The organism is Phormidesmis priestleyi BC1401 (assembly GCF_001650195.1).
GTDB lineage: Bacteria > Cyanobacteriota > Cyanobacteriia > Leptolyngbyales > Leptolyngbyaceae > Phormidesmis_A > Phormidesmis_A priestleyi_B.
In genome coordinates this window covers 1-12,405 of sequence record NZ_LXYR01000047.1, presented here as the reverse complement: position 1 = coordinate 12,405, position 12,405 = coordinate 1, and the positions used below count along the sequence as shown (strand labels likewise).

The window sequence follows — 12,405 nt, the reverse complement described above, 5'->3', positions numbered from 1 at the left end:
CCCCCCCAACTTACAGAAATATGACGAGGCAATCGCGAGTTATGACAAAGCCATCGAGTTCAAACCTGACGACCATGCAGCCTGGTATAACCGGGGCAATAGTCTTGACAACTTACAGAAATATGACGAGGCAATCGCGAGTTATGACAAAGCCATCGAGTTCAAACCTGACGACCATGCAGCCTGGTTATATCGAGGTGCCATTCTGCAAGAATTAGGGCGCTACGACGACGCTATTGTTAGCTACGATCTAGTCCTCAAAATTGAACTAGAGAATTCCTTTGCTCTTTACGGCAAAGCCAATTGTTATTCACTACAAAACAATGTTGCATTAGCAATCGACTGTTTGCAGCAAGCAATTGCACTCGAACCTGAATTACGAGAAGGAGCAAAATCAGATGTAGACTTCGACCCTATTCGAGGAAACGATCTCTTTCAAGCGTTGTTAGCAGCCCCACCTTGAGCACATAAAGGTTTTCTGAATTAACCTAACTATTAACAGTTTGATTTATCACCTGCATGGATACTCTTATTCTCATTCTCAAAGTTTTGCTGCTCTCGGTCGCCCTCTCTTTCCTAATCAAATATGCCGCCCCTTGGGTGACGATCGCACCTACAACTCCGATCGTCATCACCGCAATCCTCTTGCCTAGCGTCACCATCTTGTTAGTTCTCATCGGTCGGATCGTACAAGCCTCAAACTCAAACAATGTCTAGCTATCAGTTTCCAGAAACCTTTGAGTGGGGTGCCGCAACTGCCGCCTATCAAATTGAGGGAGCCGTCAAAGCAGACGGGCGCAAGCCGAGCGTGTGGGACACCTTTAGCGCCAGACGAGGACGAACCCTCAACCGCGACACAGGCGCGATCGCGTGTGACCACTACCATCGCTATGAGCAAGACATCAAACTGATGGCGGAGTTGGGCATCAAACACTATCGCTTCAGCATTTCCTGGTGTCGCATCATTCCCGATGGGCGAGGGGCGGTGAATCAGGCGGGCATCGACTTCTACAGCAGACTGGTAGATTGTTTACGATCGCACCACATTACGCCCCACGTCACCCTGTTTCATTGGGATAGCCCTCAAGCTCTGGAAGACCGATATGGCTCGTGGCAAAGTCGAGAAATCGCACAGGATTTTGCAGATTATGTCACGGCTGTCGTGAGTCGATTGGGCGATCGCGTCGTTCATTGGATGACGCTCAACGAGATTTCCTGCTTTACTCACCTGGGGTATGACGTAAATCAAACGCCAAAACACGCCCCCGGCACTCGTGTGAAATCAAAGAAACAAGTTTGGCAAACTTCTCATCATGCGCTGTTGGCACATGGGTTAGGCTGTCAGGCAATTCGGGCTGCGTCTCCGGTTCCGTGTTCGATCGCGCTGGTCGATAATCCTGGCATCACCGTTCCCCTTACTGAATCTGCGGCTGACATTGAGGCGGCTCAAAAAGCCTTTCCTTATCACTGTGGCAATGGCGGAATCATTTATCCGGCGATCACGGGTGAATATAGCCCAGTGTTGTTAGAGCAACTCGGTCGCGATGCCCCTGATATTCAGACTGGTGATTTAGAGATCATTCATCAACCGATCGATTCACTAGGTTTAAATGTCTACACAGGCACTTACATTCGGGCTGCAAATAACGCTCAAGGCTGTGAGTGGATTGATTTCTCGAAAGGCTATCCAGCGATGCATATGCCGTGGTTGCAGATCGTGCCAGAAAGCCTTTACTGGGGCATTCGTCACGTTAGCGAAATTCTAAACCGTCCTGATCTACCGATCTTTATCACCGAGAATGGCTGTGCGGCTCAAGATCAAGTGACTCGATCGGGCGAAGTCATGGACAGCGATCGCATTTTCTATCTGCGTCAATATCTCAAAACGGTTCATCGGGCTGTTGATGAGGGCTACCCGATTCGAGGCTATTTTGTCTGGAGCTTGATGGATAACTTTGAGTGGTCGTGGGGCTACGATCGACGGTTTGGCATCATCTATGTCGATTACTGCACCCAAAACCGGATTCCAAAAGCCAGTTATCATTGGTACGCTGAGTGCATTCGTCAAAATCGAGTCGTCTAGTAGTCACCCTTCATGGTTGTCTCTAAAAAATTCCACTGGATTTCCCTTGCCCTTCTGCTTGCAGCGCACATCGCCTTTGGCAAACTCTTGGCATCGACCAGTCATCCATGGACGGCTTTTGCGTTTGCGATCGGATGGGCATTTGTGTTAGCGCTGTTGTTCATCAACCCATTGACTGGGTTTAGACATCTCGTTTTGCGATGGTTTACGTCCGACACGATAGCGTTTTGTGCCATCATTGCCGGAGCCGCGCTCGCCTCGATCGTGCTCAACTGGTTTAAAATATTTATTCCAATTATTCTAATTCTGGCGGCTGAGGCACTAGCCCGAATCGACCTTCTGACTGCTAACTTTAACAACATTCAGTCGTGCAGTCTGCTTACCGTTACGTCTTGGATCGGCTTAGGATTGGGCTGGGCGTTGGGGCAGTTTATCTAGGGGTCAGAGAGCGATCGCGCTTAAACTAAGGAATTGATACTCAGTGGGCGAGCGCGATCGCAATTAGCCGCTGTCGTTAGCGAACGCCGATCGTTAGGCTATATTCTCCCGTAATGCCTGACTGCTGCTTTTCAGGCACTAGCCGCATACGGACTCGGTAGTCTCCACTTCGATTCAGCACACCCGACCAGTTGCGGCTGCCTGAGTAAAGGTTGTTGCCGTTTGGGTCAAACACCTGCACCTGCAAATAAGAGGTGGTGATCGTGCTGACGCTAAGCGTTTGACCTGCTCCAACCCCCAGGATATAGTCGCGAGACTGCGTACCCTGCACTCTGCCACCGACCCTTGCGGCAGAGGTTCCCGGTGCAAACGAGATGCGCTGGCTAGAACTTCCGCCAGAGGTTCCACTAACACTCAATAAGTCGCCCCGAATCCAACCACGCGCGCCAGAACTGGGAAACTCGACAAAATACCAGCGATAGCCATCTGGTGCATTGGTTTGGTTGAGGATATTAACCCGATCGCCGCCTACCCCATAGTGCTGCACAGACGCGTTTGTTGAAGGCGACTGCCGTATATTCACACGACTACCCGGAGTTCCCTGAATTGTCCCTGTCTCTGCAAACGCTGGTAGCACCGTAGCAACCGATATAACCAGGGCTGTCATCACTGCTGAACCGTACTTAAACTTCATTAAAAGAGACCTATCGAAGAAGATTGCTTAGACCATCTAAGCGCAGAATCTGCCAAGCGGCTCACATTTCCTCATACCGAAGCGTCAGACATTAGACCTCCTGCACGAATCCTTCGCCCTCACCCTAGCCCTCTCCCCAAGGAGAGGGAACAAGAGGTTCTGGCTCCCTTCTCCCTAGGGAGAAGGGTTGGCGAGGGCTTGCCCCACTTCGTGAGGAGGGCTATCCAGATTCACGCGGGAGGTCTATTCACGAATGAGGCTTAGAGACGCTTGAATGAACCTCACATGCTTCACGACGAGCATCCGAGACTGATTCACCAGCATCCGATATTCATCAATGAGTACCCAAGACTCACTCACCAGCATCCGAGCCTCATTCACTAGCATCTGAGACTGATTCATGAGCATCCGATATTCATCAATGAGTATCCAAGACTCACTCACTAGCATCCGAGACTGATTAACGAGCATCCGAGCCTCATTAACGAGTATCCGATATTCATCAACGAGTATCCAAGACTCACTCACTAGCATCGGAGACTCGCTGAAGAAGCTCAGAAGCTTGTGAATGACGATCGCGTCTTTACCTCAGTAGATACACCTCAAACCTGACTCTCACTCAGCCTGCTGCCGCTTGCGTCTTTACCGGATTGCTGATTGCTGCTTCTGATTGATCAGTCTCAGAGTTCATAACACTCTCTAGCGATCGAAGAAAATCCGCGTGTCCAACTGCCCCCGGTCTCTCAAGTAAGTGCCCATCGCCTCAGCCTGTTGACGTTGAGCAAACGGACCGACCGCCAAATGCGGACCCAACGGACGCTCTCGCAGTTGAATCGACGTTTGCTGAACGCCTAAGCGAATCGCTCGATCGCGCAAATCGGGCAAGTCGGCTCGATCGCCCGGAACTACCACATAGTAGCCTCTAGCGCTGTTTCCAGGCAGCAGAGACCCCATATTAGAGGTGGTGATTTCGCTAGCGATTCCTTGGGCTGCCAAGGCTTCGGTCTGCTGGCGCGCATTTGCCTCAGTGCTAAACACCCCAGCCTGAATCACCCGCCGCCCCTCAAACTGCTGAATAAATGCCTGTGGCTCGACGCGTTTGACTTGCTGCAACATCAGTGAGCTGTCACCATTTACAAACACCCGATATTGCGGACGGTTGCTCGGAGCCAAGTTTGGAATTGGATTGGGAACTGGGTTTGTCACAGGTGCCCGAAAAACTCGCTCATTGGGCAAAGGGGTGCTCTCGACGGGCAGAGAGGGCAACGGTTGAATCGGAACCGTCGGCGGCGGTGGCGTTAAGGGAAAGCCCGGAGACTGAGCAGAAGCAGACTGAACGATCGAGCACAAAGCCAAACCGCTCAATGACGCGAAAGACAGATGAATGGCTCTACACCAATTTCTATGAGAACCCTTGTGTGAACCGCAAGCCATGTAGATTAAACCCGTGACTACAAAATTTTGCGGTCATCGTAACACTAAAGAGCCAAGGAGCGTTAAATTTTTGGGCGAAATGTTGTCAACAGCACAGACACGCAGACTCATTAAGCTATCTTGTAAATAGGTTAGGCTAGAAAGCGAGATTCTCTGGCTGAAACCGCCTCAATGCTACAGAATTTTGCTGCTCACACACACAAGGTCTGCCATGTCTAGCTTCAACCCGTCTTCATCCTCTGAAAATGATGCCCGTCCTTTAGCCTACGATACGCAAGTTTGGGACAGCTTGAAGCGAGCGATCGCTGATAGTTCGGGGTTTAACGGCTGGAAAATTGAGCGAGAAGTAGACAAACACCTTTCAGATTTAAGTCTTGATACGCTGGTTCATACCTATTTGCGCGAGACTCTAGAGACATTGGCTTATTAGGTCAAATCGCTCAAGATCTCTCTCGGTTGTGCCTCCTTTTCAGGGGGCTATCTTTTGAACAAAATGCTGCCAAGGGGTGCTCTCAGTCGATCGGCAAGGTCGCTCAACCGACGGTAAGACTCGACGATGCGATCGCCATCGATCAACACCTCTTGGGTCGGATATTTTTGCACGATTTCTAACACTGAAAATTTGCCATCTCCATTTGCAGACAGCGCTAAGGCACCTCGCAGCGCTTGACGATCGGCACCACCTGTTGGGGTGCGGATGGCTTGACTGAGCGGATCGAGTAGGGCATTTCCGATCGGGCTATTGAGGACTCGATCGAGCACGATCGGATTGATTCGGACTTCTCTATTGAGCGTTTGCCGCACCGCTTCGGGCTTTTGACCTGACAGCCTCAAATGAGCTTGCAGCGCAGGCGATGCGTTTCCAGTTTCGGCAAAGGTGGTCAAATCACTAACCGAAACCGATTCTCGTAAAATGCCATATTTGAGAATCACCTGTTGAGCCGCAAATGCAGAAGGGCTGACGAAAACAGCACCTGAACCCAGTCCTAAAGCCAGCAAAAGGCGGAGCGATAAACCTTGTAGTTTCATGGGGTGGTCAACTGAGGATGATTTTTCTGACGTTAGCGCACCTCGTTAGGTTCGTCCGTTTTATCCGTCTTTAGGCAGAATCTCGCTCACAATCTCATAAGAACTCACCATTGGCACTGCCGAAAACAAGGGAGCCATCTTCTTGAGAATGGCTTGATGTGCCTCGCTGCTGTTGGCTTCCATCAGTTCTTCGCTCTTCCAAAAAATCACCGAGATGCCGCGATCGGTGTCTTTTTCTCGCAGCAAATAAGCTCCTAAAAAGCCTTCTGCATACATCGAAACGGCTTCTTGATAGAGTTGCTGCGCCGCTTCAAACTTGCCTGTTTTAAATTCTCCGATCGCAACTTGGGCGCATTTATGAATGAGAAAATCCTGAAAATCTGTCATACGATTCTGCGGTTTTTTAAAAAACGGTTGAGCCGGGATTCTTAAGAATGTGGATTAAATAGCTTAGAGAAGCAGTCGATCTGAAGCTTAATCTCTTGCCCTCATCCCCCTTCTTCCTAGACAGAAAGAGAACTAGACGTTTGCTCCCTCTCCCCAGGGAGAGGGTTGGGGTGAGGGAGGATTCGGTTTTATTGAATCCATGATCCTTATCATTATCTGGGAGGCGGCGCGATCGTCTCGACTCGGCTCAAAACCGATATATTTCTTAAACCACGCACCGGGGAACTTAGAGCCATTTGAGTTTGTCACGTCCCTGAGTTCTAAGTTGAGATTTAGATGCTATTGTCTAATGCTGACATCTGAACTTGGGTCAGAATGCTGACCGATTAGCCTTCTCGCATCGATTCAATAACTCCTACACACATACCGATATGTCACGCCAGGGTATTCAAACTCATTCGATTTCTCGGTTCAAAACTCGTTTTGCCGCTTGCTCAGGGTTAGCCACTCTGCTGTGGATGAGCAGCGGTGCAGTTCTGTTAGCTCAATCCCTTCCGACTACACCCAATGTTGTGGTTCCTACGGTCACACCTGACACGCCTCAAGCCAGTCCAACTCAGGCTCCCGTTGTGATTCCTGACACGCCTCAAGTGATTCCAACTCCGCCCAGTGGACTGATCCCAGCGCCAACGCCTGAAGTTTTGCCACCGATTCCGACTCAGCCGAATGCACCGACCCAAAATCCTCAAGTGCCGACTGCAAGAGGAACGGTTTATGTGAATCCAGTATCAGGCAGCGATCGCCCCGATGCCGGACGAGTCGATGCCCCTTATCGGACGATCGCGTTTGCACTTCAGCAAGCGGCAGCGGGCACGATCATTCAACTCGCTCCGGGCACTTATAGCAAGGAGACGGGCGAGACGTTTCCGATTCTGATGAAACCGGGCGTGGTGCTGCGGGGCAACGAATCCGACAAGGGTCAAAGCGTCCAGATCAGCGGGAGCGGACCTTACAACAGCAAGACCTTTGCGACTCAAAACGTGACGATCTTGGCAGCACAAGACAGCGAGATTCGGGGAGTCTCCGTCACGAACTCTAATTCTCGCGGCACTGGCATTTGGGTCGAAGACGCGAACCCAACGATCGCCAACAGCACCTTCACAAAAAATGTTCGAGAAGGCGTTTTTGTGACGGGTGCCGCAAATCCTAAAATTCTTGACAGCATCTTTACCCAAAATCAGGCAAACGGGATCTCGGTCGCCAAGACTGCACGGGGCGAGATTCGCGGCAATGTTTTTACTGACACTGGATTTGGACTCGCGATCGGGGGCACCTCTGCGCCGATCGTCGATGGCAATCAGATCACCCAAAACCAGGATGGCATCTACATCAATGACAATGCCCGTCCGATTCTTCGCAACAACTCGATCACCGATAACAGACGTGATGGAATCGTTGCCACGATCGGCGCACAGCCAGATTTGGGCACAACCGACAACGCCGGAAACAATACGATTCGCAACAACAAACAATTTGATCTCAACAACTCGACGGGCAACAACACGCTGGTCGCGATCGGCAACAGCATCGACCCCAAACGCACCTCCGGGAAAGTCGAGTTTGTCGCCAGCGGCAACTTTGCCGACACTCAAGGACACTGGGCGCAAGCCTACATTCAAGCCCTAGCCGCTCAGAAGGTGATTACGGGCTTCCCAGACGGCACCTTTAGACCCAACGATCCGGTGACTCGTGCTCAGTTTGCTGTGATCGTCGCCAAAGCCTTTAGCCCCGCGCCTAAACGCACAGGGACAGCCTTTGCCGATGTTGCCAAAAGCTTTTGGGGGTTCGATGCGATTCAAACCGCATCACAGGGAGGATTCATGGCAGGCTATCCCGGCGGCACCTTTAAGCCAGAGCAGAAAATTCCCAGAGTTCAGGCGCTGGTGGCGATCGCGAACGGCTTAGAGTTTGGCGAGGGAAATGTTTCGATTTTGTCGAGATATCAAGATGCGACTGCGATTCCGTCTTATGCGAGTGGCTCGATCGCGGCTGCAACGGCGCGTAACGTAGTGGTCAACTACCCGACCGTAAATACGCTGAATCCTAATCGGGAGGCGACCCGTGCAGAGGTGGCGGCATTCGTCTATCAAGCGTTGGTCAACGCTGGAAAAGCACCTGCAATCCCTTCGCCTTACGTGGTTGCTGCTCCTTAGTTTTTCTACCTATCCGCTTTGGAGCAGAACAATTTAGTGTTTTTGCCCCGAAGCGGGAGTAGATGAAACCTTTCGATCTACTCCTTCCAGCTAGCGCAGTTAGTTTTTCTTAAATTGATCGTCAAATGTTGTAAAAACCTATGCCGCTTAAGAAAGTCGGTCAACGCAGGAATAGTTAGGCATACTAGATAGAATCTGTTGGTTTTGTATGGGTTATTTTTCATGAGAGACAATAAACTACAGCCAAGGAAAGCATTAAATAAAGCGTTCCTCAAAGTTAAGCCCAATAGGGAAAATATTGAGACGTTCAAAAATAACTTAATTAAGCTGCTCGACCAAACTAACGAGACTGAATCAGAGGAGTTTCATAAAAATCTTGTTTCCGACTTTTTAAAGAGCACGTATTATAGGGCAAATAATTTTATCAATACCAAAGGGCGTAACGACCTTGTTATTCATAACGGGAAAGATGCCAAAAGCAGCGTCGGTGTGATTTTAGAAGCTAAGAAGCCAACCAATAAAAGCGAGATGCTTAAGGTTGACAACCTAAACACTAAAGCTTTTCAGGAATTGGTTCTATATTTTCTGCGCGAACGAATCACAGAAAAGAATCTTGAAATTAGATATCTAGTTGCAACCAATATTTACGAGTGGTTCATTTTTGACGCAACTGCTTTTGAGCAGATGTTTGCCCAGAACAATGCGCTGGTAAAGCAGTTTATCGATTTTGAAGAAGGGAGATTGAGTAGTACAAAAACTGACTTCTTCTATAATCAGATTGCCAAACCTGCGATCGCACACATCAAAGATGAGATCACGTTTACGCATTTTGATATTAGAGATTTCCAAGGAGTTTTGAGAGATGAAGGACAGGACGATCGCGAACTGATTGCGCTGTTTAAACTGCTTTCGCCAGAACACTTATTGAAGTTGCCTTTTGCCAACGATAGCAATAGATTAGATAAAGCTTTTTATAGTGAGTTGCTGTATATCATCGGTTTGACGGAGACGAAAACAGGCAGCAAAAAGCTGATCGAGCGGAAGAAAGAGAGCGATCGTGATTCAGGTTCGCTAATTGAAAATGCGATCAACCAGCTTGATAGTTTAGACAAAATTTCTCGACTAGAAAAGCCCGCACAGTTTGGTGACACTCATCAGGACAGACTTTTTAATGTTGGCTTAGAGTTAGCGATCACTTGGATCAATCGAGTTCTCTTTCTTAAGCTACTAGAGGCTCAGTTGATCAAATATCACAAAGGCGACAAGTCATTTTCATTTTTAAGTTTGGCAAAGGTGCAGAATTATGACGATCTGAACAGCCTTTTCTTTAGCGTGTTGGCTCGTAAGCAAAGCGATCGGGTTGAAAGTGTAAAAAAAATCTTTGCTAATGTTCCCTATTTAAATAGTTCGCTGTTTGAGCCAACGGAGGTTGAGCATTCAACTATTTTTATTAGCAATCTCAGAGATGAGAGTCTTCCTGTTTTTTCATCTAGCGTCTTGAAAGACAGCAATGGCAGAAGGCGATCGGGTAGACTTAATGCTCTAGGGTATCTATTTGAGTTTCTCAATGCTTATGATTTTAGTAGTGAAGGCTCAGAAGAAATTCAGGAAGAGAACAAAACGCTGATTAATGCTTCTGTTTTGGGGCTAATTTTTGAAAAGATTAACGGCTATAAAGATGGTTCTTTCTTTACGCCAGGTTTTATCACGATGTATATGTGCCGCGAAACAATTCGTAGGGCGGTGGTGCAGAAGTTTAACGACACCAAAGGCTGGAATTGCCAGAATATTGATCAGTTGTTTGACCAAATTAGGGATAAGCAGGAAGCTAACGAGATCATCAATGGCTTGAGAATTTGTGATCCGGCTGTGGGTTCAGGGCATTTTTTGGTTTCAGCACTCAATGAGATAATCGCGATCAAAAGTGAACTGAAGATTTTGCTTGATGGGAAAGGGAAAACGTTAAGAGATTATCAAGTTGAGGTTGTCAATGATGAACTAATTGTCACTGATGATGACGGAAAGTTATTTGAATATAATCCGAAAAGCCAAGAGAGCCAGCGTATACAAGAGACGCTATTTCACGAGAAGCAGACAATTATCGAAAGCTGTCTCTTTGGGGTAGATATTAACCCAAACTCAGTTAAGATATGCCGACTACGGTTATGGATCGAGTTGTTAAAAAATGCTTATTATAAGTCAGATAATGAGTTGGAGACTTTGCCGAATATTGATATTAATATCAAGTGCGGTAATTCTTTGATTAGTCGTTTTGCTTTGAATGCTGATTTGAGGTCGGCTTTAGGCAAGAACAAACACAGTATAGATAGCTATAGAAATGCTGTGCAAACTTACCGCAATGCTGAAAATAAAGAGCAGAAGCGAGAAATGGAAAAACTAATCACTGATATCAAAGGCAACTTTAAGACGACGCTACAAGGAATCAATCCGAATAAAACTAAGTTAAGACGCTTAGAGGGTGAGATTTATAATCTAGAGAATCAAACTTTGTTGCTGGAGCCGACCAAAGAGGAGAAGAAAGCGCAGGAGAAGAAGATTGTTAAGTTAAATAATGAGATTGATAAGTTAAGGGCTGAGATTGAAGATATAGAAAGCGGTAGAATTTATGAGAATGCACTAGAATGGCGGTTTGAGTTCCCTGAAGTATTAAATGATGAAGGTGTTTTCATCGGTTTTGATGTAGTAATTGGGAATCCTCCTTATATCAGACAAGAAGAAATCAAAAGTCAAAAACCTTATTTACAGACTAATTTTATAACCTATTCAGGAACTGCTGACTTATATGTGTTTTTCATTGAAAAGGGGTTTAAAATTCTAAAGGCTAAAGGTCAATTTTGTTATATTATGCCTAATAAATGGATGCAAACAGGTTATGGGAAACCTTTAAGAAGCTACCTTTTAGAAAATCAACTACAGGCAATTATCGATTTTGGTGATTTGCAAGTGTTTGAAGAGGCGACTACTTATCCTTGTATCCTTAATGCTTCAAAGCAGAGCAACAGCGATAGTTTTGTCTCTGCTGCTGTAAGAACGCTTAATTACAGTAACGGATTTGCTGCTTATCTAGAAAGTATCTCTCATGAAATAACGTCTGAAGCACTAAATGATGAAACTTGGGTGATTTCTTCTGGTAGCGACCAGAAATTACTTTCAATATTAAAAAGTAGATGTATTTCACTAGCTGAGTATATTGATGATAAACAATTTCGTGGAATTGTAACAGGTTTAACAGAGGCATTTCTTGTTGATGATGAGGAAAAAGCTCAAATGGTAATGAAAGATCCTAAAAGCTCAGAATTACTCAAACCTGTCTTGCGCGGTAGGACTATAAAAAAATGGTATGCGGAACAAGATAACTTATGGTTGATTGGCACTTTTCCCGTATTAAATATAAGTATTGATGACTACCCAGCGGTTAGAGATCATTTACTTAGATTTGGCAGGAAAAGATTAGAGCAATCTGGAGAAGAAGGAAGTCGTAAAAAAACAAGTAGTGACTGGTTTGAGACTCAAGACAATATAGCTTATTGGCAAGAATTTGAGATGCCTAAAATAATGTATCAAAAATTTCAGGTAAAGCCATGTTTTATTTACGATGATCAAGAGCTTTACTGTAATGACTCCATGTGGATTATTTCAAAAGCAGATAAAGTTTTACTAGCAATTCTTAATTCAAGAATGGGTTGGTGGCTTATTTCAAAATACTGCACAGCTATTCAAAATGGGTTTCAATTGATCTGGAAGTATTTTGGGCAAATCCCAATTCCTTCAATAAATCTGGAGCAATCAAAACTTATTACTTTATTAGTTGATGAAGTTCTTACTACTAAAAAATCTGCTCCAAACGCTGATACAACTACATTAGAAACAGAAATAGACCAACTGGTTTATCAACTTTATGGGTTGACAGAAGATGAAATTAAAGTTGTGGAAGGAGAAACAGACCTCGATCGTTTACCTGCTTAACCATCCTGTATTGGTCGCATGACGATCTGGGTAGACGCACATCTATAGCCACTGCCACATTGGTTAGGACGCAGCTTGTTTAAGAACAAATTCTACCGCATCGCGTAGGTTGTCCGAGTCGCGCAACTGCTTGCGAATAC

The 12,405-nt window shown here is 46.6% G+C and carries 12 protein-coding genes; 7 read left to right on the top strand and 5 right to left on the bottom strand.

Annotation, left to right across the window (positions count from 1 at the left end; genetic code table 11):
* The 4 genes from A8707_RS19800 to A8707_RS19785 all read left to right on the top strand — a co-directional run.
* Positions 1–463 (top strand): tetratricopeptide repeat protein (locus A8707_RS19800; protein ID WP_156518757.1); only part of this gene is annotated, 463 nt, incomplete at its 5' end.
* A gap of 56 nt (positions 464–519) precedes the next feature.
* Positions 520–717, top strand: a complete 198-nt coding sequence (locus A8707_RS19795) for a hypothetical protein (RefSeq protein ID WP_068818935.1) — start codon at positions 520–522, stop codon at positions 715–717.
* Positions 710–2,083: a GH1 family beta-glucosidase gene (locus A8707_RS19790; RefSeq protein WP_068818934.1), complete on the top strand. Its 1,374-nt coding sequence runs from the start codon at positions 710–712 to the stop codon at positions 2,081–2,083. The genes A8707_RS19795 and A8707_RS19790 overlap by 8 nt, the downstream gene beginning before the upstream one ends.
* A gap of 12 nt (positions 2,084–2,095) precedes the next feature.
* Positions 2,096–2,521: a hypothetical protein gene (locus A8707_RS19785; RefSeq protein ID WP_068818933.1), complete on the top strand. Its 426-nt coding sequence runs from the start codon at positions 2,096–2,098 to the stop codon at positions 2,519–2,521.
* 76 nt (positions 2,522–2,597) lie between these two features.
* Here A8707_RS19785 and A8707_RS19780 read toward each other — a convergent pair whose 3' ends face one another.
* From A8707_RS19780 to A8707_RS19770, 3 genes are all read right to left on the bottom strand, one after another.
* Positions 2,598–3,188, bottom strand: coding sequence for an SH3 domain-containing protein (locus A8707_RS19780; RefSeq protein WP_074382540.1), 591 nt, complete (start codon positions 3,186–3,188; stop codon positions 2,598–2,600).
* Between the two features lie 270 nt (positions 3,189–3,458).
* A complete protein-coding gene (locus A8707_RS19775) occupies positions 3,459–3,686 on the bottom strand; it encodes a hypothetical protein (RefSeq protein ID WP_068818931.1) in 228 nt (75 codons plus the stop codon).
* A 228-nt stretch (positions 3,687–3,914) separates the two neighbouring features.
* Entirely contained in the window at positions 3,915–4,571 is a 657-nt protein-coding gene (locus A8707_RS19770) for a hypothetical protein (protein ID WP_156518751.1), read from the bottom strand.
* A gap of 289 nt (positions 4,572–4,860) precedes the next feature.
* On the opposite strand from A8707_RS19770, the gene A8707_RS19765 reads away from it, so the two are divergent.
* Positions 4,861–5,079 carry a hypothetical protein gene (locus A8707_RS19765; protein WP_068818929.1) on the top strand — a complete coding sequence of 73 codons (219 nt, stop codon included), beginning with the start codon at positions 4,861–4,863 and terminating at the stop codon, positions 5,077–5,079.
* Positions 5,080–5,126: 47 nt separating this feature from the next.
* On the opposite strand, the gene A8707_RS19760 is transcribed toward A8707_RS19765, so the two are convergent.
* Both A8707_RS19760 and A8707_RS19755 read right to left on the bottom strand, forming a co-directional pair.
* Positions 5,127–5,678: an alpha/beta hydrolase gene (locus tag A8707_RS19760; protein WP_068818928.1), complete on the bottom strand. Its 552-nt coding sequence runs from the start codon at positions 5,676–5,678 to the stop codon at positions 5,127–5,129.
* 60 nt (positions 5,679–5,738) lie between these two features.
* Complete coding sequence (locus A8707_RS19755; protein ID WP_068818927.1) at positions 5,739–6,065, bottom strand: antibiotic biosynthesis monooxygenase family protein; 327 nt, start codon at positions 6,063–6,065, stop codon at positions 5,739–5,741.
* A 431-nt stretch (positions 6,066–6,496) separates the two neighbouring features.
* Here A8707_RS19755 and A8707_RS19750 point away from each other — a divergent pair, with 431 nt between their 5' ends.
* Both A8707_RS19750 and A8707_RS19745 read left to right on the top strand, forming a co-directional pair.
* Positions 6,497–8,278 (top strand): DUF1565 domain-containing protein, encoded by a 1,782-nt coding sequence (locus tag A8707_RS19750; RefSeq protein WP_068818926.1) that lies wholly within the window; start codon positions 6,497–6,499, stop codon positions 8,276–8,278.
* Positions 8,279–8,500: 222 nt separating this feature from the next.
* Positions 8,501–12,265: a class I SAM-dependent DNA methyltransferase gene (locus A8707_RS19745; protein ID WP_068818925.1), complete on the top strand. Its 3,765-nt coding sequence runs from the start codon at positions 8,501–8,503 to the stop codon at positions 12,263–12,265.
* The last annotated feature ends 140 nt before the right edge of the window (positions 12,266–12,405 follow it).

Coding starts and splice junctions, on each gene's coding strand:
- A8707_RS19795 (WP_068818935.1), top strand. CDS start 520: ATGGATACTCTTATTCTCATTCTCAAAGTTTTGCTGCTCTCGGTCGCC.
- A8707_RS19790 (WP_068818934.1), top strand. CDS start 710: ATGTCTAGCTATCAGTTTCCAGAAACCTTTGAGTGGGGTGCCGCAACT.
- A8707_RS19785 (WP_068818933.1), top strand. CDS start 2,096: ATGGTTGTCTCTAAAAAATTCCACTGGATTTCCCTTGCCCTTCTGCTT.
- A8707_RS19780 (WP_074382540.1), bottom strand. CDS start 3,188: ATGACAGCCCTGGTTATATCGGTTGCTACGGTGCTACCAGCGTTTGCA.
- A8707_RS19775 (WP_068818931.1), bottom strand. CDS start 3,686: ATGCTCGTTAATCAGTCTCGGATGCTAGTGAGTGAGTCTTGGATACTC.
- A8707_RS19765 (WP_068818929.1), top strand. CDS start 4,861: ATGTCTAGCTTCAACCCGTCTTCATCCTCTGAAAATGATGCCCGTCCT.
- A8707_RS19760 (WP_068818928.1), bottom strand. CDS start 5,678: ATGAAACTACAAGGTTTATCGCTCCGCCTTTTGCTGGCTTTAGGACTG.
- A8707_RS19755 (WP_068818927.1), bottom strand. CDS start 6,065: ATGACAGATTTTCAGGATTTTCTCATTCATAAATGCGCCCAAGTTGCG.
- A8707_RS19750 (WP_068818926.1), top strand. CDS start 6,497: ATGTCACGCCAGGGTATTCAAACTCATTCGATTTCTCGGTTCAAAACT.
- A8707_RS19745 (WP_068818925.1), top strand. CDS start 8,501: ATGAGAGACAATAAACTACAGCCAAGGAAAGCATTAAATAAAGCGTTC.